The sequence below is a fragment of the Microbacterium proteolyticum genome, from assembly GCF_030818075.1.
GTDB lineage: Bacteria > Actinomycetota > Actinomycetes > Actinomycetales > Microbacteriaceae > Microbacterium > Microbacterium proteolyticum_A.
This window is the reverse complement of record NZ_JAUSZZ010000001.1, coordinates 3,057,183-3,075,486: the sequence shown is the minus strand read 5'-3', so window position 1 is coordinate 3,075,486 and position 18,304 is coordinate 3,057,183. Positions and strand designations below refer to the sequence as shown.

26 protein-coding genes are annotated in these 18,304 nt (G+C 70.6%); 13 read left to right on the top strand and 13 right to left on the bottom strand.

The genetic code is table 11. From position 1 onward, the window contains the following. Positions 1-89 precede the first annotated feature (89 nt). The gene (locus QE392_RS14320) at positions 90-467 is read right to left on the bottom strand and encodes a DUF2834 domain-containing protein (RefSeq protein WP_307452904.1); all 378 of its coding nucleotides are present in this window, start codon (positions 465-467) and stop codon (positions 90-92) included. Positions 468-519: 52 nt separating this feature from the next. Between QE392_RS14320 and QE392_RS14315 the strand changes: the two genes are divergently transcribed. From QE392_RS14315 to QE392_RS14305, 3 genes are all read left to right on the top strand, one after another. Next, positions 520-861 carry a TraR/DksA family transcriptional regulator gene (locus QE392_RS14315; protein ID WP_307452902.1) on the top strand — a complete coding sequence of 114 codons (342 nt, stop codon included), beginning with the start codon at positions 520-522 and terminating at the stop codon, positions 859-861. A 77-nt stretch (positions 862-938) separates the two neighbouring features. Beyond that, the gene (locus tag QE392_RS14310; protein WP_307452900.1) at positions 939-1,154 is read left to right on the top strand and encodes an SCO4848 family membrane protein; all 216 of its coding nucleotides are present in this window, start codon (positions 939-941) and stop codon (positions 1,152-1,154) included. A 204-nt stretch (positions 1,155-1,358) separates the two neighbouring features. Beyond that, a complete protein-coding gene (locus tag QE392_RS14305) occupies positions 1,359-2,612 on the top strand; it encodes an MFS transporter (RefSeq protein ID WP_307452898.1) in 1,254 nt (417 codons plus the stop codon). On the opposite strand, the gene QE392_RS14300 is transcribed toward QE392_RS14305, so the two are convergent. Together QE392_RS14300 and QE392_RS14295 are read right to left on the bottom strand one after the other, a co-directional pair. Continuing rightward, the gene (locus QE392_RS14300; protein WP_307452896.1) at positions 2,578-3,309 is read right to left on the bottom strand and encodes a YidC/Oxa1 family membrane protein insertase; all 732 of its coding nucleotides are present in this window, start codon (positions 3,307-3,309) and stop codon (positions 2,578-2,580) included. The genes QE392_RS14305 and QE392_RS14300 overlap by 35 nt on opposite strands. A 130-nt stretch (positions 3,310-3,439) precedes the next feature. Then, positions 3,440-3,718 carry a DUF6412 domain-containing protein gene (locus QE392_RS14295; RefSeq protein WP_307452894.1) on the bottom strand — a complete coding sequence of 93 codons (279 nt, stop codon included), beginning with the start codon at positions 3,716-3,718 and terminating at the stop codon, positions 3,440-3,442. A 59-nt stretch (positions 3,719-3,777) separates the two neighbouring features. On the opposite strand from QE392_RS14295, the gene QE392_RS14290 reads away from it, so the two are divergent. Then, on the top strand, positions 3,778-4,290 hold the full coding sequence (locus QE392_RS14290) for a glycine cleavage system protein R (RefSeq protein WP_307452892.1): 513 nt from the start codon (positions 3,778-3,780) through the stop codon (positions 4,288-4,290). A 367-nt stretch (positions 4,291-4,657) separates the two neighbouring features. Here QE392_RS14290 and QE392_RS14285 read toward each other — a convergent pair whose 3' ends face one another. Continuing rightward, the gene (locus QE392_RS14285) at positions 4,658-5,038 is read right to left on the bottom strand and encodes a DUF3054 domain-containing protein (protein WP_307452890.1); all 381 of its coding nucleotides are present in this window, start codon (positions 5,036-5,038) and stop codon (positions 4,658-4,660) included. 54 nt (positions 5,039-5,092) lie between these two features. On the opposite strand from QE392_RS14285, the gene QE392_RS14280 reads away from it, so the two are divergent. Continuing rightward, a complete protein-coding gene (locus QE392_RS14280) occupies positions 5,093-5,596 on the top strand; it encodes a metallophosphoesterase family protein (protein ID WP_307452888.1) in 504 nt (167 codons plus the stop codon). 74 nt (positions 5,597-5,670) lie between these two features. On the opposite strand, the gene QE392_RS14275 is transcribed toward QE392_RS14280, so the two are convergent. From QE392_RS14275 to QE392_RS14265, 3 genes are all read right to left on the bottom strand, one after another. Further along, positions 5,671-6,873, bottom strand: a complete 1,203-nt coding sequence (locus QE392_RS14275) for a fatty acid desaturase family protein (protein WP_373426503.1) — start codon at positions 6,871-6,873, stop codon at positions 5,671-5,673. A gap of 152 nt (positions 6,874-7,025) precedes the next feature. Beyond that, positions 7,026-7,229: a cold-shock protein gene (locus tag QE392_RS14270; protein ID WP_013583139.1), complete on the bottom strand. Its 204-nt coding sequence runs from the start codon at positions 7,227-7,229 to the stop codon at positions 7,026-7,028. Between the two features lie 16 nt (positions 7,230-7,245). After that, positions 7,246-7,530, bottom strand: a complete 285-nt coding sequence (locus tag QE392_RS14265; protein ID WP_307452886.1) for a hypothetical protein — start codon at positions 7,528-7,530, stop codon at positions 7,246-7,248. Positions 7,531-7,759: 229 nt separating this feature from the next. Between QE392_RS14265 and QE392_RS14260 the strand changes: the two genes are divergently transcribed. Continuing rightward, positions 7,760-8,134 carry a biopolymer transporter Tol gene (locus tag QE392_RS14260; RefSeq protein ID WP_307452883.1) on the top strand — a complete coding sequence of 125 codons (375 nt, stop codon included), beginning with the start codon at positions 7,760-7,762 and terminating at the stop codon, positions 8,132-8,134. A 51-nt stretch (positions 8,135-8,185) separates the two neighbouring features. Beyond that, on the top strand, positions 8,186-8,677 hold the full coding sequence (locus QE392_RS14255) for a pyridoxamine 5'-phosphate oxidase family protein (RefSeq protein ID WP_307452881.1): 492 nt from the start codon (positions 8,186-8,188) through the stop codon (positions 8,675-8,677). A 119-nt stretch (positions 8,678-8,796) separates the two neighbouring features. Here the strand turns inward: QE392_RS14255 and QE392_RS14250 are convergent, their stop codons facing one another. Further along, the gene (locus QE392_RS14250) at positions 8,797-8,928 is read right to left on the bottom strand and encodes a hypothetical protein (RefSeq protein WP_307452877.1); all 132 of its coding nucleotides are present in this window, start codon (positions 8,926-8,928) and stop codon (positions 8,797-8,799) included. On the opposite strand from QE392_RS14250, the gene QE392_RS17575 reads away from it, so the two are divergent. Both QE392_RS17575 and QE392_RS14245 read left to right on the top strand, forming a co-directional pair. Then, on the top strand, positions 8,923-9,195 hold the full coding sequence (locus QE392_RS17575) for a DUF2256 domain-containing protein (RefSeq protein WP_373426478.1): 273 nt from the start codon (positions 8,923-8,925) through the stop codon (positions 9,193-9,195). The two genes, QE392_RS14250 and QE392_RS17575, sit on opposite strands and share 6 nt — an antisense overlap. Then, positions 9,192-10,631 (top strand): cryptochrome/photolyase family protein, encoded by a 1,440-nt coding sequence (locus QE392_RS14245; RefSeq protein ID WP_307452875.1) that lies wholly within the window; start codon positions 9,192-9,194, stop codon positions 10,629-10,631. The genes QE392_RS17575 and QE392_RS14245 overlap by 4 nt, the downstream gene beginning before the upstream one ends. Positions 10,632-10,877: 246 nt before the next feature. Here QE392_RS14245 and QE392_RS14240 read toward each other — a convergent pair whose 3' ends face one another. Next, entirely contained in the window at positions 10,878-11,093 is a 216-nt protein-coding gene (locus QE392_RS14240; protein ID WP_058232437.1) for a hypervirulence associated TUDOR domain-containing protein, read from the bottom strand. A 180-nt stretch (positions 11,094-11,273) separates the two neighbouring features. Here QE392_RS14240 and QE392_RS14235 point away from each other — a divergent pair, with 180 nt between their 5' ends. Beyond that, the gene (locus QE392_RS14235; RefSeq protein ID WP_307452872.1) at positions 11,274-12,821 is read left to right on the top strand and encodes a catalase; all 1,548 of its coding nucleotides are present in this window, start codon (positions 11,274-11,276) and stop codon (positions 12,819-12,821) included. Between the two features lie 328 nt (positions 12,822-13,149). Here the strand turns inward: QE392_RS14235 and QE392_RS14230 are convergent, their stop codons facing one another. From QE392_RS14230 to QE392_RS14220, 3 genes are all read right to left on the bottom strand, one after another. Further along, positions 13,150-13,743, bottom strand: coding sequence for a hypothetical protein (locus tag QE392_RS14230; RefSeq protein WP_307452870.1), 594 nt, complete (start codon positions 13,741-13,743; stop codon positions 13,150-13,152). Positions 13,744-13,828: 85 nt separating this feature from the next. Next, the gene (locus QE392_RS14225; RefSeq protein WP_307452868.1) at positions 13,829-14,662 is read right to left on the bottom strand and encodes an endonuclease/exonuclease/phosphatase family protein; all 834 of its coding nucleotides are present in this window, start codon (positions 14,660-14,662) and stop codon (positions 13,829-13,831) included. Continuing rightward, complete coding sequence (locus tag QE392_RS14220) at positions 14,662-15,465, bottom strand: glycosyltransferase family 2 protein (protein ID WP_307452866.1); 804 nt, start codon at positions 15,463-15,465, stop codon at positions 14,662-14,664. The genes QE392_RS14225 and QE392_RS14220 overlap by 1 nt, the downstream gene beginning before the upstream one ends. A gap of 121 nt (positions 15,466-15,586) precedes the next feature. Between QE392_RS14220 and QE392_RS14215 the strand changes: the two genes are divergently transcribed. The 3 genes from QE392_RS14215 (at position 15,587) to QE392_RS14205 (ending at position 17,913) form a co-directional block, all read left to right on the top strand. Continuing rightward, positions 15,587-16,375: a sulfurtransferase gene (locus QE392_RS14215; RefSeq protein WP_307452864.1), complete on the top strand. Its 789-nt coding sequence runs from the start codon at positions 15,587-15,589 to the stop codon at positions 16,373-16,375. Positions 16,376-16,378: 3 nt separating this feature from the next. Continuing rightward, a complete protein-coding gene (locus QE392_RS14210; protein ID WP_307452862.1) occupies positions 16,379-17,332 on the top strand; it encodes a dipeptidase in 954 nt (317 codons plus the stop codon). An 80-nt stretch (positions 17,333-17,412) separates the two neighbouring features. Then, positions 17,413-17,913 (top strand): GNAT family N-acetyltransferase, encoded by a 501-nt coding sequence (locus QE392_RS14205; protein ID WP_307452861.1) that lies wholly within the window; start codon positions 17,413-17,415, stop codon positions 17,911-17,913. Here the strand turns inward: QE392_RS14205 and QE392_RS14200 are convergent. After that, the gene (locus QE392_RS14200) at positions 17,910-18,296 is read right to left on the bottom strand and encodes a glyoxalase (RefSeq protein ID WP_307452858.1); all 387 of its coding nucleotides are present in this window, start codon (positions 18,294-18,296) and stop codon (positions 17,910-17,912) included. The two genes, QE392_RS14205 and QE392_RS14200, sit on opposite strands and share 4 nt — an antisense overlap. Positions 18,297-18,304: the final 8 nt, after the last annotated feature.

Genomic DNA, 18,304 nt, shown 5'->3' with positions numbered 1-18,304 from the left:
ACACAACGTGGCGCCTCACGCGAGCAGGGGCGCCGGGGGCGTCAGCGGCGGGGGCGCCGGGGCCTCACGCCGCGGAGGCGTCGGGGGTCTCACGCTGCAGGGGCGCCGGGGGCCGTCTCCGGGGAGGTCGCGGAGCGGGCCGTCAACCGGCGCTCGCGCATCGCGAGGAAGAGCGGGAACGTGAAGGCGAACGCCGTCACCCCCGACAGGACGATGTACAGCCACGCGAAGCGCATGCCCAGGCGGCGCGCTTCGACGATGATGAACGCGCTTCCGGCGACGGCCACGACCAGCAGGTCGACGGTGATCGACGACACCGCCGGCCCACTCGTGACGAGGTCGCCGATGAAGTCGCGCAGCTGCACGATCGCGAGGACGTTGAAGGTCCACGTGCCCACGAGGCCCGCCAGAGACAGCACCAGGTACAGCACGGCGGTCGGCGTCCAGTGGTGTCGGAGTTCGCTCATGCGCCGATCCTGCCGCAGCGCCGGTGTCGGAGGTGGGGGGTAGCGTCGGAGAATGGATGCCGCGACCGCGGGGCGCATGCTCGACCACCTCGACCGTGAGGTGGCAGAACGTCTCGCCCGCCTCCGCGCCGACGAAGTCTCGCTCCTGCGCGACCGCGCCGACGCCACCGCCGACGACGAGCACGATCCCGAGGGCTCGACGCTCTCGGGGGAATGGTTGCACGTCGATGCCCTGCGGCGGGGCGCCGAGCAGGAGCGGGCGGAGATCCGCGCGGCGCGCGAGCGCGTGGCATCCGGCACCTTCGGCGTGTGCGAGATGTGCGGTGTGCCGATCGCCGACGCCCGGCTCGAGGTGCGTCCGTTCGCGCGGCGGTGCATCGGGTGCGCCACGTGATCGCCCACGCCGCACGAGGGCGCGACGCGACCCACGCGCGGACCCAGGCGATCCACGCGCGCACCTAGGCTCGAGGCATGGAACCCGTCCTGATCGCCCTGCTGTTCGCCAACGCCGTGTTCAACATCGTCGTGTGGCCGCGGTTCTTCGTGCGCGTGGCGAAAGACCCCCGGGCCCGGGATGCCGCGGGCAAGCCCACGCCGTTCCTCATCGTGCACGCCGTGCTGATCGGTCTCGCGCTCGTGCTCGCGGTGGCGTCGATCATCGCGGCTGTGTCCGCCCTGGTGAACTGAGTCGCCGGCGTGAGGTGACACTGCCGCGTAGGGGCGCGTCCGCGCCGCCGCACGAAGCCGTCGCCTCCGCGGCCCCGTCCTCATCGTCAAGGGTGTGCCCCGCGGCCCGCGAGGTACCCTGAGTGAGCGGGCTCGCCCGCCGCAGTGCACCTACCTACCGGCCCGGCAAGGCGGCACGTTCCTTCGCCCCCGGAGATCCGTTCCATGACTTCGCCCGTCACCGCGCATCCGTCGCTGCTGCAGCACACGGGTTTGTGGTACTTCCCGGTGGCCTTCGTGGCCCGGCTGCCCTTCGCCATGATGACCGTCGGCGTGCTCGCCCTGGTCGCGGGATACCGCGGGTCGGTGGCGCTCGGCGGCCTCACTTCGGCGGCGGTGGGCATCGGCGTCGTCGTGGCAGGTCCCGTGCTGGGCGATCTCGTCGACCGCTTCGGCCAGCGACGGGTTCTCGTCCCGGTGGGGCTGGCCAACGGCATCCTGCTCGCCGTGTTCCCCCTCGCGGTGGCCGCACCCGTCGCGGACGCGATGCTGTTGGCCGCCGCCACCGCCATCGGTCTGACCGGTCCGCAGACCGCAGCGATGTCGCGGGCGCGCGTCATCGCGCTGATCGGTCTCCGCGTGCATCCCGAGCGCCGCGAGCACACCTTTTCCCGCGTCATGGCGTACGAGTCCGCGGCCGACGAGACGGCCTTCGTCATCGGCCCGTTCGTTGTGGGCGTGCTCGCCGCGCTCGTCGCCCCGTGGGCGCCGATCGCAGGAGCCGCCCTGCTCAGCCTCGTCTTCGTGACGGCGTTCGCCCTGCATCCCACGGGTCGGGCGGTTCCCTCGCGCCGGGCGCACGGCGCGATGGCCCCGTTCCGGGAGGTGCTGCATCCGCGCCTGCTCGTGCTCGTCGGCGCTGCGCTCGGGGTCGGGGCGTTCTTCGGCACGACGCTGACCTCTTTGACGGCGTTCATGAACGAGCGCGGCGCCCCCGAGGCCGGCGCTCTCCTGTACGGCGTCATGGGCGTCGGTTCGGCGGTGCTCGCGCTGGGCATGGCCCTGCTTCCGGCGGGCTTCGTGTTGCGCTGGCGTCTCGTGACCTTCGCGGTACTGCTGACGGCCTCGGCGGGTGCGTACACGGTGGGTGGGTCCGTCCCCACCGTGACCCTCGTGCTGTGCCTCATGGGCATCGGGATCGGACCCTCGCTCGTGACGTTGCTGAGCCTCGCCGGAACACGCGCTCCCCGCGGCCGGACCGCTTCGACGATGACCCTGCTCGGTTCCGCGCTGACCCTCGCGCAAGCGCTGTCGTCGGCGGTGGCCGGCGCGGTCGCCGAGCAGGTGTCGGTCGCGGCCGCGATGGCCCTGCCGGCGGCTGCGGCGCTGGTCGTCCTCGCCATGGCATCGATGAACGCGCTGAACGCTCCGCGGTGGGACGCCGTCAGGCCGGCAGCGGGTACCGCCCTCGCAGGATGACCCTCTGCACGAGGGTCCACACCGTGGTGACGGTCAGATAGAGAGCCGCTGCCAGCGGCACGAACAGCGCCACCACGGCGGTGGTGAACTGCAGCGCCCCGGCGAGCCCCACGGTCCAGGTCGGGGTGCTCGGGTCGAACGGCGGTCGGAGCCACCGGCGCGTCAGTTCGGCGGCGACGACGATGACGGCCACCAGCGCGCCGAAGACCGCCAGCGTCACGGCATCCGCCCCGCCGGTCGCGATGGTCGCGACGAGGGTCTGCCCGAGCGGAACGCCGAGCAGTTCGTGCGCGAGCAGGGCATTGGCATGACCGGCGACGGTCGGGTGCAGGAAGACGGCGTACAGCAGCCCCACGGCCGGTGCCTGGGCGAGCATCGGCAGGCACCCCGCGGCCGGGGACGCCCCCTCGTCACGGAAGAGCTGCATCGTCTCGCGCTGCAGGCGTTCGGGGTCGTTCGCCCAGCGTTCGCGCAGGACGCGAAGGCGCGGAGCCAGCCGCGCGCGGGTCTGCTCGGCGCGGGCCTGCGACACCCCCACGGGAATGAGGAGCAGTCGCACGGCGAGGGTGATCGTGATCACGGCGAGGGCGGCGGCTGCACCCCCGGTCGCCGGGGTGAAGAAGGCGGTGAGCGAAAGGAGGGCGCGCGTGGCGAGATCGAGGAGGGCGGCGAGAGGGGGCAGTGCGAAAGGGTCCAAAGCGTGTCCGTTCGTGGCGGCGGGAGGGGAAGGGCCGCCTGCGCGCAGACGCGCGGGGACGACCGGCGCCACGTGAGCCGGCATCGACGGATGCCAGGCCTCACCGTCGCAGAGACGGTGGGCCGGAGGACTACGCGGCGGAAGCCGCGGCGCCCGGTGCGCGCGGGCGCGAGTGCCCAGCCGCGTCGGGGTCGCTCTGCGCGAGCGGAGCGGAGGGGTCGATCGGTCGCGGTGCCGGCGGTGACGCGCTGGACGACAGGGCGGGCAGTGCCAGCAGCACCACAGCCGCGGTCGTGACGATCGCGGCGGCGACGACGATCGCGAGGACCGGGGCGCTCTCACCGGGCAGCACCGCCAGCTCGGCGGAGACGAGCAGGAGGTTCAGCATGCCGATCAGCGATGCGATCACGAACTCACCTCCCAGCGGGAAACCCCACGGTAGCAGGGGCCGCTCGCTACGCTGGGGAGATGACCACTCTCGTGCTCACTGTCGTCGGAGAAGACCGCGCGGGCCTGGTGTCGGCCGTCGCCGACATCGTCGACGCCCACGGCGGCAACTGGGAGAACAGCGAGTTGGCCGAACTGGCCGGCGCCTTCGCGGGCATCGTCGAGGTATCCGTTCCCGCCGACCGGGCCGACGCGCTGCGCGGTGCCCTCGAGGCCCTCGCCGGGACCTTGGCCGTGGTCGTGCACACCGGAGCGCCCGGGGGCTCGGCATCCGCCCCGCACAGCGTGACCCTCGACGTCATCGGCAACGATCGTCCGGGCATCGTGCGCGAGATCTCCGCCGCGCTGAGCGCGCGTGGTGTGAGCATCGAGCGCATGTCGACGCAGACGACGGATGCCGCGATGGCGGGCGGCCGCCTGTTCGAGGCATCCATCACCGTCACGCTGACAGCCGGTGTCGAGACCGACGACCTGGTCGACGAGCTGGAACGGCTCGCGGCGGAGATCCGGGTCGACGTCACCGTCGCGGACTGAGCGGGCTGTACCCGACCCGCTGCCGCACAGCGACGCCCGCCCGCTCGAGGTGCCTGCGGTCGCAGCTCGCGTCCTGGCGCTCGCCGGACTCGCTTCCACCAGCTGGGCGACTCCCGCCTTCCTGGCCGCGGGTGCGGCGCTCGGGGTCGCGTTCTGGTCGCGCGCCCGCTTCCGGGCGGCTCCATTCCTCAGGGTGCGGGGCTGAGCACGGGCGCGGCCATCGTCGCGACGGGGGTCGCCGTCCCGACCGCCGTCCCGGCGTCCCTCTCGCCTTTCCGGGCGCTGCCCTGACCGACGGGGCGCGAAGACCACGTGTCCTGGCCGTGCGCCGGAGCCTCGACCTCGGTGCCGAGTGGATGCCGCCGGCTCAGGCCGCGCGTGTGCGCGACACCGTCCGCGCGATCCCTCGCCAGCCGAGCAGCAGCAGCGCCAGGGTCACGGTCGCGACGATGACGAAAGCCACCGCGACGCCCTGACCGCTGAGCGCCCGGAGCAGCATGCCGAGCACGACGGTCACCGCCCAGACCGGCAGCCCCGTTCGCAGGACGTCGATCGGACGACGCCAGGCGCGCGCCACGAGCCAGCCCACCAGCAGCGCCGCGACGAACGGCCAGGCGGTGGTCGCCAGGCCCAGACCGACGGGGCCGAGCACATCGCCGTCGTGGGTCGCGCGCCCGATCGCCGCGAACACGACGACCAGCACGACGTCGAGCGCAAGAGCGAGGAGGGGGGAACGGGAGCGGCTCATCCCTCCATTCTCCCCGCACCGGCCGTCCCGCCCGCGCGTGGGTAGCGTGGACGCATGCCGACCCGCCTGCTGCTCCTGGCCGACACGCACGTGCCGAAGCGGGCGCGCGCCCTTCCCGTGGCGGTGCGTGACATGGCATCCGAGGTCGATCTCATCATCCACGCGGGCGACTGGGTGGAGGCCTCGGTGCTCGACGAGCTGACGGCTCTCGGGCCCGTTCTCGGGGTCTGGGGGAACAACGACGGTTCCGAGCTGCGCGCGCGTCTGCCCGAGGTGGCGCGGACCGAGATCGACGGGGTCCGCCTGGCGGTCGTCCACGAGACCGGCGCAGCAGCGGGACGGGAGAAGCGGATGGATGCCGCCTTTCCCGCCACGGATCTGCTGGTGTTCGGCCACAGCCACATCCCGTGGGACACGGTCACGCCGGGCGGAATGCGGCTGCTCAACCCGGGCTCGCCGACCGACCGGCGTCGCCAGCCCGCGTGCACGGTGATGACGGCCACGGTGACTGACGGGGGCGTGCACGACGTGCGGCTCATCGAGGTGTCGCGCGACTGACGCGAGTGCGGTCGTCACCCGCACACGCCGACGGCGCCACCTCCAGGGAGGTGACGCCGTCACGACGAGCGTGGTTACTTCTCGACAGCGAGGTGACGCGTCGATCCCGTCAGCGGGCAGTCGAACGGGTCGCGTGCGGCGAGTCCCACGCGGTTCAGGTACTGGATGACGATGCCGTACGACTGGAAGAGCGTCGTCTCGACGTAGGGCACGTTCAGGGTCTCGCAGTGCTCCCGCACGATGAGCCGAGCCTTGCTGAGGTGCGGGCGCGGCATGTTCGGGAACAGGTGGTGCTCGACCTGGTAGTTGAGGCCGCCCATCAGCCACGTGGCCCACCAGCCGCCGGACACGTTGCGCGAGGTGCGCACCTGCTTGCTGAAGAAGTCGAGCTTGGCGCCCGGCTCGATCACCGGCATGCCCTTATGGTTCGGTGCGAACGAGGCGCCCATGTAGACGCCGAAGACGGCGACGGAAACGCCGAAGAAGGCGAAGGCCAGCCCCACGGGCAGGAAGATGAAGATCGGGGCGATGAAGATCGCGTGGCGCAGCGCCAGCAGGCCCAGCTCGCCCCAACGGCCCTTGATGGGTTCGCGCGAGAACAGGTGCCGCAGCGCGAGCACGTACAGGTTGATGCCCTCGAGCGTCAGCAGCGGGAAGAAGAGGTAGCCCTGGCGCTGGGTGATCCAGCGCTGGATGCCGCGGGCTTTGGCCGCGTCGACGTCGAGGAACGAGATGGTGTCGATCTCGATGTCGGGGTCTTTACCGACGCGGTTCGGGTTGGCGTGGTGTCGCGTGTGCTTCGATGCCCACCACGAGCGGCTCATCCCTACGACGCCGTTGCCGATGAGCAGGCCCAGGCGGTCGTTGGCGGGGCCGGAGGCGAAGATCTGCCGGTGCGCGGCCTCGTGGGCCAGGAAGGCGACCTGGGTGAACAGGATGCCGAGGGCGGCGGCGATGAACAGCTGGAACCAGCTGTCACCGAGCAGGATGAAGCCCGTGATGCAACCGGCGAAGCCGAGCGTCACGGCGACCGCGACGAGCGCATAGAAGCCGGGCGTGCGCACCAGCAATCCGCTCTCGCGAACGACCTGCGAAAGCTCCGTGTACGCCTTCGTGATCGGGGGGAACTCGGCAGTGCCGGAGTACGTCTGACGAACGGGGCCGAGGCGGGACTCGACGATGGTGGAGGCGATGAACTGCTCCTCGGTTCGGGGGTGACCGTGGTCGGGAGCCGAGGCGACTACCCGGGCTGAGGCCCACACTACGGGGCGTCGTATAAACCCCCCGGAATACGTCCACATGTGCAGGAGCCTCACGGGGAACGGTAACCGCCGCGACCCCTCGGAATCGCCAACCCACCTGTCGGGGAACGCCGGAAGCCGGGCCCATCGTGATGACGATGAGCCCGGCTTCCGGGTGTCAGCGGAGCTTAGAGGGGGCGGATGTTCGCCGCCTGCATGCCCTTGGGGCCCTGCTCGGCGTCGAATTCGACCTTCTGCGCTTCCGTCAGCTCCTTGAAGCCGTTGCCCTGGATCGCGCTGAAGTGCGCGAACAGGTCGGCGGAGCCGTCATCGGGAGCGATGAAGCCGTAGCCCTTTTCGGAGTTGAACCATTTCACGGTGCCAGTGGCCATCGTGTTCTTCCTTTATTCATGTTGGGCCGCAGCTGCGACCGTGGGTGCCGCTCCGGCGCGTGCGGAGCGGACGGGAACGTCGCGGAACCGAGTCGGTGACGCGGACGCGATGCCCGTCGACCGCGGCCTGAGCCGCGTCGACGGACGTGTGGATGCCGAGGTCTTCGCCGAGCGGACCCTGGGCTTCGAAGCCCGAGGTGGCCGCGCCGACGAAACCGGCATAGTCGGATCCGGCCGTCGCGACGTAGACGTCGAGATCGGCCTGGCGCCACGACAGTGGCGAAGGGTGAAGCACAGACACGAGAACTTTCCGCGAGTGCGAGGCGAGGACCGAAGTCGTCGAGCGGGGCACGCGATAGATGGGGGAGGGATTGCTGTCACCGACGGCTCGTTGCCGTGCGCCCGGCATCTCAGCGATGAGGCGGGCGTCGATGAAGAAGGTCCCAGAACGAATACCTTCACGCTAGCACGGATGCCCTGAACGTCGGCGGGGAGTTTCGCACGGCGTCGTCGACGGTTGCACTGGGGAGATGGGTTCCCGTGATTCGAGCGACGCCACAGACGACGAGCGCTGGCTGGTCGTCGGCGGCAGACGCTGGCGACGCACCGATCCTGCCCTGCCGGATGACGTCGCGGCACGACTCCGCTCGCACCTCGGGCGCGCCCGTGCCGCTGTCCGCTCGGCGAAGCTCGCCGGCGACGACGCGGCTCTTGTGGCCGTCCGCCACCGCGTGAGCCTGGCGAAGAACGGCCTGGGTGAACGCGGACCGCGATGGTGGGACGACGAGGTGGCCGCGCGCGTGCAGCGCGCCCACGCCGCGCTGAGCGAGCTCGACCGCCTCGCCCCGCCGGCCGGTGGCGGCGCCCCCGTGAGAGCAGACGCCGTCGACGACGTCAACACGTAGCGGGGACGCCCGTCCGCGCGGTGGGCTGGAGCTTCCGACGAGAGGAAGACCATGTCATCCACCGCATCCGAGCTCGAGAAGTTGAACGAGCTGCTGAAGACCTTCCGCTTCGCGATGGTCACCACCCGTGCCGAGGACGGCGCGTTGCACGCTCACCCTCTGACCGTGCAGGAGACCGAGAGCGACGGGGACCTCTGGTTCATCGTCGGCACGGACGCGTCAGCGGTGGCGCACGTGCGGCGCGACCCCAAGGTGGGCCTGTCGTTCAGCTCCGACAGCACGTGGCTCTCGCTCGCGGGCGAGGCGGAGGTCATCGACGATCGGGCGAAACTGAAGGAGCTGTGGTCGACCACCGTCGAGGCATGGTTCCCGGACGGTCCCGAGTCGCCCGGGGTCACCCTCCTTCGCGTGAACACGCTGAGCGGCGAGTACTGGGGCAGCGCGGGCGGGAAGATCGCGACGGCGATCGCGCTGGTGACGTCGAAAGTCACGGGAGAGCGCCCGAAGGGGGGAGAGAAGGAGAAGTTCGACCTGCCGTCCTGACCCGCCGGGGCTTCGGCGGGAACAGGGCACGGGGCGCCGTCCGCCCCCGCCGGGCAGCCCGGGCATCACCGGGTTCACCCGGCACCGGGGTGCGCCTGCTCGCGCCGCCGGGGCGCGACTCACCCGCCGGACGGGTTGTCGACGGGGGTGCCGTCGTCTTCGGTCGTATCGGGGATGGTGGGCGCGTCGGCGGTTTCGAGCTCGTCGGGCTGATCGGCGGTGTCGGGGGTGCTGTCCGGTGTCGAATGCATGCGGACACCCGATCACGGTGCCGCGCGTCCGGCGCGGGCCTTGCGCGAACGGTGCCGCTGTGCGAGCGCAAGCCCCCGTGTCGCGGCGAAGCGCCTTGCGACGATGACGCCATGTCACGAACCGAGGTGCGCTCCAAGCCCTGCGCGTATTGCGGGCGCCCGTTCACCGACCGCAAGCGATGGAGCGGCCGCGACCAGTGGGACCAGGTGCTGTACTGCTCACGCGGGTGCCGGTCGAAGGCTGCCGCGGCCAGGAGGAACGCATGAAGGCCGCACTGATCCTCGCGACGCAGCAGTTCGCCGAGCACCCGTCCTACGCCGACGACGAGATCGATGAGTTCCTCTTCATCGAGTCGGCGCCGCGGTGGCGCAAACTCCCGTATCACCAGCACAAGATCGTGCTGCTGACCTCGGCCATGCGGCACACCGCCGCGCGGCTCGAGGCCGACGGCAAGACGGTCCGGCGGATCGAACTCGGCGACGAGCTCACCTTCAAGGCGGGGCTGGAGCATCTGCTGAAGAAGCACCGGGTCACCGAGCTGCAGTGGATGAGCGACCCCAACCGTCCGGTCGACGAGCGGATCGCGGCGATCTGCGCCGCGCACGACGTGGAGACCGACGTGCTGTCGGACGGTCTCTTCCTCACCCCCGAAGAAGAGGTCGACGGCTGGTTCGCGGAGCACCCGACGCCGCTCATGGAGGACTTCTACCACTGGCAGCGCCGGCGCACCGGCATCCTGATGGACGGTGGAAAGCCCGCCGGGCGCCGCTGGAACTTCGATGCCGACAACCGCAAGCCGCTGCCCAAGAAGGGCGTCGAGATCCCGCCCCTGCCCAAGCTGGAGCACGACGAGATCACCCGCGGGGTCATCGCCGAGGTCGACGAGCTGTTCCCCGACCACCCGGGCAAGGCGGAGGAGTTCTGGCTGCCGGTGACCCCCGAGGACTCCCGCGACTGGCTCGACGTCTTCGTCGCCGAGCGCCTGCACGACTTCGGCCGCTACGAAGACGCGATGAAGGCCGACGAGCCCTTCCTCTTCCACGCGATCATCTCGCCGATGCTCAACATCGGGCTGCTGACGGTTGAGGAGGTCGTCGCCGCGGCCACCCGCACCGATGCGCCGCTGGCATCCGTCGAGGGATTCATCCGGCAGGTCATCGGCTGGCGCGAGTACATGCGCGGCATGTACCGGGCGCACCCGAAACTCGAGCACGTCAACGCGCTGCACCTCGAGAAGAGGGTCCAGAAGTACTGGTACTCGGGGGAGCGGATGCCGAGCGACCTGCCGATCCCCGTGCGCACTGTGCTCGAGCGGGTGCACCGGTGGGGGTACGCGCACCACATCGAGCGGCTCATGGTGCTGGGCAACTGGTTCCTGCTGGAGGGGTACGCGCCCCGGCAGGTCAACGCGTGGTTTCTCGCGCTGTTCGTCGACGCCTACGACTGGGTGATGGTGCCCAACGTCATGGGGATGAGCCAGTTCGCCGACGGCGGCTTCGTCGCCACGAAGCCCTACGTGTCGGGCGGGGCCTATCTGCAGAAGATGGGCTCGTGGTGGCCCTCGGCGCAGGATGCCAAGGACTCGGCGTTCACCGAGGCGTATTGGGCGTTCCTCGAGCGGCACGAGGACGTGTTGGCCGGCAATCACCGACTCGGTCTGGCGCTCGCGCAGATGCGGAAGCGACGCGACGCGCGGGAGTAGCGCCCGGCAAGGTGGCAGAGCCCGTCGAAGCCACCGAGGATGTCGGGCACGGGTGTGCAAGGTGGCTGAGCCTGTCGAAGCCACCGGGCGTGTGTGACTCCCGGTCCCTTCGACAGGCTCAGGGACCCCTGCGCGAGCGGTCGCTGAGCCTGTCCGAGCCGCCGCGCGTGTGTGACTCCCGGCCCCTTCGACAGGCTCAGGGACGTCTGCGTGAGCGGTCGCTGAGCCTGTCGAAGCGTGCGCGGATCAGCTCTTCAACTTGTTCAGCGCTGAGCCCTTGTGCGCGGCCTTCGAGCCGGACTTCTCGGACTTCACGATGTAGGCCGGGTCGTCTTCGGATGCCGTGAACTTCTGGCCGTCGTGCTGGAAGTCCTTCGTCTTCTTCTCCACGACCTCGCCCTGCGTCTTGCCCTGCGGGGTGTCCCAGCTGACGCGGTCGCCCTTGGACAGATCCTTCGACATGGTGCGTTCCTCTCGTTCGGTGCCGCCATGCTGTCGAGGCCGCCCGGTGCGGATCGGGGGATTGACGGCCCGGCCCCCTACGTGGTTCGCGCGGGAACCGCAATACCCCCGTGATGTCGGATCCCCTGCGTAGCGTCGAGGTGGGCCTTTCGTTTCGAGGCCCACGACGTGAGGAGAGCCATGACCGAGCCGACCACCGCCAACAACCCGACCACCGCCAACAACGGAGCGCCCGTCGCCAGCGACGAGCACTCGCAGAGCGTCGGAGCCGACGGTTCGATCGCTCTGACCGACCACTATCTGATCGAGAAGCTCGCGCAGTTCAACCGCGAGCGCGTTCCCGAGCGCGTCGTGCACGCCAAGGGCGGCGGGGCGTTCGGTACGTTCCGCACCACCGGCGACGTCTCGGCGTACACGCGTGCGGCGCTGTTCCAGCCGGGCGTCGAGACCGAGATGCTCGCGCGCTTCTCGTCGGTCGCCGGCGAGCAGGGCAGCCCCGACACTTGGCGCGACCCGCGCGGTTTCTCGCTGAAGTTCTACACGACCGAGGGCAACTACGACCTCGTCGGCAACAACACGCCCGTCTTCTTCGTCAAGGACGGCATCAAGTTCCCCGACTTCATCCGCTCGCAGAAGCGCCTGCCGGGCAGCCACCTGCGCGACAACACGATGCAGTGGGACTTCTGGACGCTGTCGCCCGAAAGCGCGCACCAGGTCACCTGGCTCATGGGCGATCGCGGCATCCCGGCATCCTGGCGCCACATGAACGGCTACGGGTCCCACACGTACCAGTGGATCAACGCCGAGGGCGAGCGCTTCTGGGTGAAGTACCACTTCCACACCGACCTCGGGCACAAGACGCTCACGCAAGACGAGGCCGACCAGATCGCGGGACAGGATGCCGACTTCCACATCCGTGACCTGTACGCGGCGATCGAGCGGGGCGAGTTCCCCACGTGGACGCTCAAGGTGCAGATCATGCCCTACGACGATGCCAAGACCTACCGCTTCAATCCGTTCGACCTGACCAAGGTGTGGCCGCACAGCGACTACCCCGAGATCGAGGTCGGCACGATGGAACTGAACCGCAATCCGGCCAACTACTTCGCCGAGATCGAGCAGGCGGCCTTCGAGCCGTCGAACTTCGTGCCGGGGATCGACGGCAGCCCCGACAAGATGCTGCAGGCGCGTATCTTCAGCTACGCCGACGCGCACCGCTATCGCGTGGGCACCAACTACCAGCAGCTGCCGGTGAACCGTCCGCACACCGAGGTGCACTCGTACTCGAAGGAAGGCGCGATGCGCTACGAGTACAACCCGCCCGAGGTGCCGGTGTATGCGCCGAACTCGGTGGGCGGCCCGGCGGCCGACCCGCGCCGCGCCGGCGACGGCGGCTGGCAGAGCGACGGTGAGCTCGTCCGCTCGGCGGCGACCCTGCACCCCGAAGACGACGACTGGGGCCAGGCAGGCGCCCTCGTCCGCGAGGTGATGTCGGCCGAGGAGCGCGACCGTCTCGTCGAGACGATCACCGGGCATGTCGGCGGGGTGACCCGCAAGGACGTCCGCGACCGCGCCGTGCAGTACTGGAAGAACGTGGATGCCGAGATCGGCTCCCGTGTCGAGGCGGGACTCCCGCCGCTCGAGGGTTCGACCGGTCCCGGGGAGCAACTCAGCGAGCCCAACCCCGACGGCGACCTCGTCGGAACGGACGTCGCGGGCAAGATCTGATCCACGAAGACGTACGAGCGGCGGCATCCGTGCGGGGTGTCGCCGCTCGCTTATCGGTGCGAGCGCACGCGTTTGTGCGAGCGGGGACTTCACGGGAGCGGGACTCCGTGCGAGCGCGCACGTTGCGCGAGCGATCACCTTGCGCGCGCGTTGCGCGAGCGGTCACCTTGCGCGCGCGATGCGCGAGCCGACACCTTGCGCGCGCGTTGCGCGAGCGGACACCTTGTGCGAGCGGGCGCGTTGCTCTAGCGGTCACCTTGCGCGAGCGCAGACGTTGCGAGCGGCGCCCTCACGCGGGGGACGACGGCACCCCCGCCCCACACGACGCCTACAGCGCCGCCCGGTCCTCCCGCGTCAACCGGAACCGCGATGCCAGCACCCCGGCGACGAGCGCCCCGGCACCGCCGACCATCATGTCGCCGATCGTGTCGTCGTAGGTGACGAAGATGGCATCGGTGATGAAACGGTAGCCGAACCACTCGACCATCTCCCAGAAGGCGCTGAGCGCGAGTCCCGCGATCGTGGCGACGACGATCGGTGTGCGGCGGCGACCCGTCGCGGCGACCACGCCGGCGTCTTCGAGCAGCACGAGCGCCACCGCGGCGAGCACACCGGTGCACGCGAAGTGCACGACGAGATCCCAGCCCGTCCACGCGCGGTACAGCTCGAGCACGTTGCTGCCGGCCGCGACGAACACCGTGACGCACGTGACGAGGTCGAGGCCCGAGCGCAGGCCGATCATTCTCGACAGCATGACCGCCGGCAGCGACATCGACAGCACGGCGAAGTCGGTGAACGGGAGCGTGAACAGCGACACCACGACGAGCACGATGGCGACGGCGCGCACCGCGTCGGCCAGCCAGTCGGTGACGGTGCGAGGCGGACGCTTGAGGTTCGCGTAGAGGGCCCGGATCACCGGCATCCCCCCTCCTCGTGGGCCCGAAGACCGCTCACGACCCTGACCGGGTCGGTTTCCGGACCACGACCTGCACCGGTCCGGCGACCGCTCACGACCCCGCCCCGGTCGGTATGCGCACCACGGCCTGCACCGGCAGGTGGTCGCTCGGCCATTGGGTGCCGGTCGGGCGCGGGTCGATACCCACGGCGCGCACGCCGACGTCGGGAGTGGCGAGGATCGCGTCGATGCGACGCGCGCCGATCTTCGGACGCCGGTAGTTGTTGTACGTGCCCCATTCGACGCTGTGGCGCACGGGCGCGTACGACCAGGTGTCGACGAGCAGACCGTCGGCGAACATGGCCGAGAGCTCCGTCGAGCGCACGTGCGCGTTGATGTCGGCGGTGAAGACCAGCGGCTCGGTCTGCGCGGCGACGAGGTCGTGCAGCCACGCGGCCGAGCGGCGGCGCGCGCGATGTGAGAAGGCGTCGAAGTGCGTGTTGACGAACACGAAGCGCGCGCCGGTGGCTCGATCCCGCAGGTGGGCGATGACGGCGATGCGCGGGATGGTGTTGCCCCACCCGGTCGACCCCGGCACGTGGGGCGTGTCGGAGAGGGCGACCTGCTCCCACCCCTCCACCTCGATGCGGTCGCGGTCGTAGAACAGGGGCGTTCCCTCGCCCTCCTTCGCTTTCCCGCGGCCGAGACCGATGCGGCCGTACGCCGAACCGAGGGACTCCTGCACCCACTGCGCCTGATCCGGCAGGGCTTCCTGCGAGCCCAGCAGGTGCGGCCGGTTGGCGCCGAGGAAGGTGCGCAGCCGCTGCTTGCGCATCGGCCATCGGTCGGCCGGCGGCCACGTGATCCGATCGAAGCGCCGCCGGATGTTGAAGCTCATCACGTGCAGGTCGGGGGCCTCGACATTCGGGAACAGGATGCCGGCCATCAGCGCACCGCCCTGCTGCGCTCGGGCCGCGGCTCGGCGCCGGTCGACGCCGGGTGCGTGCCGCGACGGCGCAGAAGCCGAACCCACCGCGCGGGCGGGACGTCTCTCGGCCAGTGCGCGAAGACCGTGCCGGCCCCGCGACGGAAGCACCGGGCGAACCGCCGCGGCTCGACAGTGCGCGACGACACGCGCATGTGTCGGCCCGGGACGTACGCGATGCGGTGGCGCTCGCCGAGGTGGTAGGCGAGATCGAGGTCGTCGTGCAGCTCGGGATCGAGGTGCACCTCGTCGCGGACGGCGACCCACGCGCTCCGGCGGAATCCCATGTTGGAGCCCCACAGCGGTGTGTGTCCGAGCGCCGGCGTGGCGAAGCTCGCGTACGTGCCGAGGAAGGCCCGGGCCATCACCACTCGCCGCCCGGCAGGCCCGTCGTGGAACACGGCACCGCCGGTCACAGCATCCACTCCGGGTTCGTTCAGCGCGTCGACCATGCTCGCCACCCACGTGGGCTCCGGCAGGCTGTCGGCGTCGAGGCGCAGCACCAGCTCGCCCCGCGCGGCGTCATAGCCGGTCGCGGCGGCGGCGGGGATGCCGCGCTCGCCGCAGAACACCACCCGGGCCCCGGCCGCGCGCGCGATGTCGGCACTGTCGTCGGCGGAGGCGTTGTCGACGACGACGACCTCGTCGGGCAGCAGGGTCTGCGCCGCCAGGGCGCGCAGGCACCGCCACAGGTGGGGGCCGTCATCGCGGACCGGGATCACGACCGACACGGCGACGACCGGCAGAGGGGGGCCTTCGGGCACAGCGAGCTCCAGACGACGAGGTGTGCTGCAACGCTAAGCGATGCCGTGAACCCCCTCCGGCGGGTTGACGCCCACGTGGTGCGGTGACACCGGCGCGACGCGGTTTCGTATCGTGGATGCCATGGCATCCGTCCTCAACGTCTCGGCGTATCTGTTCACGCGCATCGACGATCCCGCCGCTCTGCGCGGCGTCTTGCGCGACCGGGCGTCCGCGTCGGGACTACGCGGCACGATCCTGCTCGCCGAGGAGGGCATCAACCTCTTCCTCGCGGGCGATCTCGACGCCGTCCGCGGCTTCATCGACTCCCTGCGCGCCGACGAGCGGTTCGCCGCGCTGATGACGAAGGAGAGCTGGTCGGATGCCGTGCCCTTCGGCAAGCTGTTGGTCAAGGTGAAGCGCGAGATCATCCGGATGGACCGCCCGGAGGTGCGCCCGCAGGACGGTCGCGCGCCCGCGGTCACTCCCGAGACCCTGCGCCGCTGGCTCGATCAGGGCGCGGACGACGACGGTCGCGAGGTCGTGCTCGTCGACACGCGGAACGCCTTCGAGGTCGACTACGGCACATTCACCGGCGCGAAGGACTGGCGGATCGAGCGGTTCACCCAGTTTCCGGACGCCGCGAGCGCCCATCGCGCCGAGCTCGCCGGGAAGACGGTCGTCAGCTTCTGCACGGGGGGGATCCGCTGCGAGAAGGCGGCGTTGTACCTGCGCGACGAGGGACTCGACGCCTACCAGCTCGACGGCGGCATCCTCGGCTGGTTCGCCGAACAAGGCGGTGCCTACTGGGACGGCGACTGCTTCGTCTTCGACGAGCGCGAGGCGCTGGATGCGGGGCTCGCCCCGGCGCCCGCCTCCGGCGATCGCGGTGCGTCGGTCGCCGCACGGGCCGCAACCGTCGTGAGTGCCTGAGCCGTGCTCTGGGACCAGCACGCCTGCGTCGAACTCGTCGAGACCGCCGACATCTCCGAGCTGCACCGCTACCGCGGCGCGGGCGGGGGGTACGTCTCGTTGAACGTCGGCTACGCCCCGCACGACCCCGCGCTCACGGCATCCCTGCTCCGCTCCTTCCGTGCGCAGGTCACCGCGATCGCGGGTCTGGAGCTGGCCGCGAGCGTCGCCGACATCGACCGCATCGCCGCGCGCGGCGACACCGCCGTCGCCTTCGACCTCGAGGACTGCGCCCCGCTCGGCGGCGACCTGGATGCCGTGAGCCCTCTCGTCGCGCAGGGCGTGCGCACGCTCGGCCCGACCTACAATCACGCCAACATCGCCGGGGGTGGCTGCCTCGACGCGGTCGACGACGGACTCACGTCCTGGGGCCGAGACCTCGTCGCCGAGATGAACCGGCGCGGCATGGTGCCCGACGGCTCGCACGTGGGCGCGCGAACGTCGTTCGACATCTGCGCGGTGTCGACGCGACCGGTCGTCTTCAGCCACTCGAACATGCGCGCGGTTTGGGAGCACCCGCGCAACATCACCGACGATCAGGCCCGCGCGGTCGCCGACACCGGGGGAGTGGTGGGGATCACGGGCGTCGGCATCTTCCTGGGGCCGAACACTCCGACGCTCGACGCGATGGTGCGCCACATCGAGTACGCCGTCAACCTCGTCGGCATCGATCATGTGGGGCTGAGCACCGACTTCTCGTTCGACTGGGAGACCTTCCGCGACGTCCTGTCCACCAGTCCCGAGCTGTACGACGAGAGCTACACCCGGTGGGGCCGGGTCGACTGGATGCCCCCCGAGACCTTCGTCGGTGTGGGGGCCGCCCTCGCCGCCCGCGGCTGGGCCGACGGCGACATCGCGGCGGTCGTGGGCGGGAACTTCCGTCGCGTCGCGGCCCAGAGCTGGCATCCCCTGTCCTGACGGCGTCCATGGCAGGCGGGGCCTCGGGAACGGAGCGGCCGCCGGCGGTGCGGGCAGCTCCGGCTCGATAGCCTCGACGCATGACGACTTTCCTCGACGGCGCCGTCCTGCGCCCCGCCCGCCGGGGCGACGAGACCGGCATCCTCGCGTGCATCCAGGCCCTCGCCGACTACGAACGCGAATCGGATGCCGTGAACAACACCGCCGAGATGGTCGCCGAAACGCTGTTCGGTGACGACCCCCGCGCCTTCGCCTTCGTGGTGGCCGGCCCGGACGACGAGATCCGCGCGATCGCCATCTGGTTCCTCACCTACTCCACCTGGACGGGCCGGCACGGCATCTGGCTCGAAGACCTGTACGTGCACGAGCAGTACCGCGCGAACGGCTACGGCGTGGCGCTGCTGGCCGCGCTCGCCGCGGAGTGCGTCGAGAAGCGGTATTCGCGACTCGAATGGACCGTGCTCGACTGGAACGAGCCCGCGATCGGCTTCTACCGCGCCCTCGGGGCCGAGGCGATGGAGGAGTGGACCACCCGCCGCGTGACGGGGCAGGCGCTGGAGGCGTTGGCCGCGCGGGGCTAGACGTCGGCGACGACCTCCACCTTGAACCCGGCAGGGTTCTCCAGCCACCCGGCGTAGTGCTGGGGACCGCCCGCATGCGGATAGCGGTCGGCGTACAGCGCGTGCCAGCCGTGGTCGGGGGCCGCGGCCATCACCGCATCGACCTCGGTGGGCGATCCGCCCCGGAAGGCGAGATGGTTCACGCCGGGGCGGCGCCTGTCGTGGGGCGCAGCGACCGTGTTCGGGGTGGTCGTCACCGAGATGTACGCGCCGGCCGCGGTGAAGGTCGCGCCGCCGGGCCAGTCGGCGTCCCTCGCCCATCCCAGGCGCTCGAGGAGCCACGTCCAGTCGGTGAGTTCGTCGCCGCGGGAGATCCAGACATCGAGATGGTGCAGGCCGGGCATGCCTCCAG

Coding starts and splice junctions, on each gene's coding strand:
- QE392_RS14280 (WP_307452888.1), top strand. CDS start 5,093: ATGCCGACCCGCCTGCTGCTCCTGGCCGACACGCACGTGCCGAAGCGG.
- QE392_RS14200 (WP_307452858.1), bottom strand. CDS start 18,296: ATGCCCGGCCTGCACCATCTCGATGTCTGGATCTCCCGCGGCGACGAA.
- QE392_RS14235 (WP_307452872.1), top strand. CDS start 11,274: ATGACCGAGCCGACCACCGCCAACAACCCGACCACCGCCAACAACGGA.
- QE392_RS14250 (WP_307452877.1), bottom strand. CDS start 8,928: ATGCATTCGACACCGGACAGCACCCCCGACACCGCCGATCAGCCCGAC.
- QE392_RS14205 (WP_307452861.1), top strand. CDS start 17,413: ATGACGACTTTCCTCGACGGCGCCGTCCTGCGCCCCGCCCGCCGGGGC.
- QE392_RS14320 (WP_307452904.1), bottom strand. CDS start 467: ATGAGCGAACTCCGACACCACTGGACGCCGACCGCCGTGCTGTACCTG.
- QE392_RS14245 (WP_307452875.1), top strand. CDS start 9,192: ATGAAGGCCGCACTGATCCTCGCGACGCAGCAGTTCGCCGAGCACCCG.
- QE392_RS14215 (WP_307452864.1), top strand. CDS start 15,587: ATGGCATCCGTCCTCAACGTCTCGGCGTATCTGTTCACGCGCATCGAC.
- QE392_RS14225 (WP_307452868.1), bottom strand. CDS start 14,662: ATGGCCGGCATCCTGTTCCCGAATGTCGAGGCCCCCGACCTGCACGTG.
- QE392_RS14315 (WP_307452902.1), top strand. CDS start 520: ATGGATGCCGCGACCGCGGGGCGCATGCTCGACCACCTCGACCGTGAG.
- QE392_RS14255 (WP_307452881.1), top strand. CDS start 8,186: ATGTCATCCACCGCATCCGAGCTCGAGAAGTTGAACGAGCTGCTGAAG.
- QE392_RS14305 (WP_307452898.1), top strand. CDS start 1,359: ATGACTTCGCCCGTCACCGCGCATCCGTCGCTGCTGCAGCACACGGGT.
- QE392_RS14270 (WP_013583139.1), bottom strand. CDS start 7,229: ATGGCCACTGGCACCGTGAAATGGTTCAACTCCGAAAAGGGCTACGGC.
- QE392_RS14285 (WP_307452890.1), bottom strand. CDS start 5,038: ATGAGCCGCTCCCGTTCCCCCCTCCTCGCTCTTGCGCTCGACGTCGTG.
- QE392_RS14310 (WP_307452900.1), top strand. CDS start 939: ATGGAACCCGTCCTGATCGCCCTGCTGTTCGCCAACGCCGTGTTCAAC.
- QE392_RS14290 (WP_307452892.1), top strand. CDS start 3,778: ATGACCACTCTCGTGCTCACTGTCGTCGGAGAAGACCGCGCGGGCCTG.
- QE392_RS14230 (WP_307452870.1), bottom strand. CDS start 13,743: ATGCCGGTGATCCGGGCCCTCTACGCGAACCTCAAGCGTCCGCCTCGC.
- QE392_RS14260 (WP_307452883.1), top strand. CDS start 7,760: ATGGGTTCCCGTGATTCGAGCGACGCCACAGACGACGAGCGCTGGCTG.
- QE392_RS17575 (WP_373426478.1), top strand. CDS start 8,923: ATGCATGCGGACACCCGATCACGGTGCCGCGCGTCCGGCGCGGGCCTT.
- QE392_RS14240 (WP_058232437.1), bottom strand. CDS start 11,093: ATGTCGAAGGATCTGTCCAAGGGCGACCGCGTCAGCTGGGACACCCCG.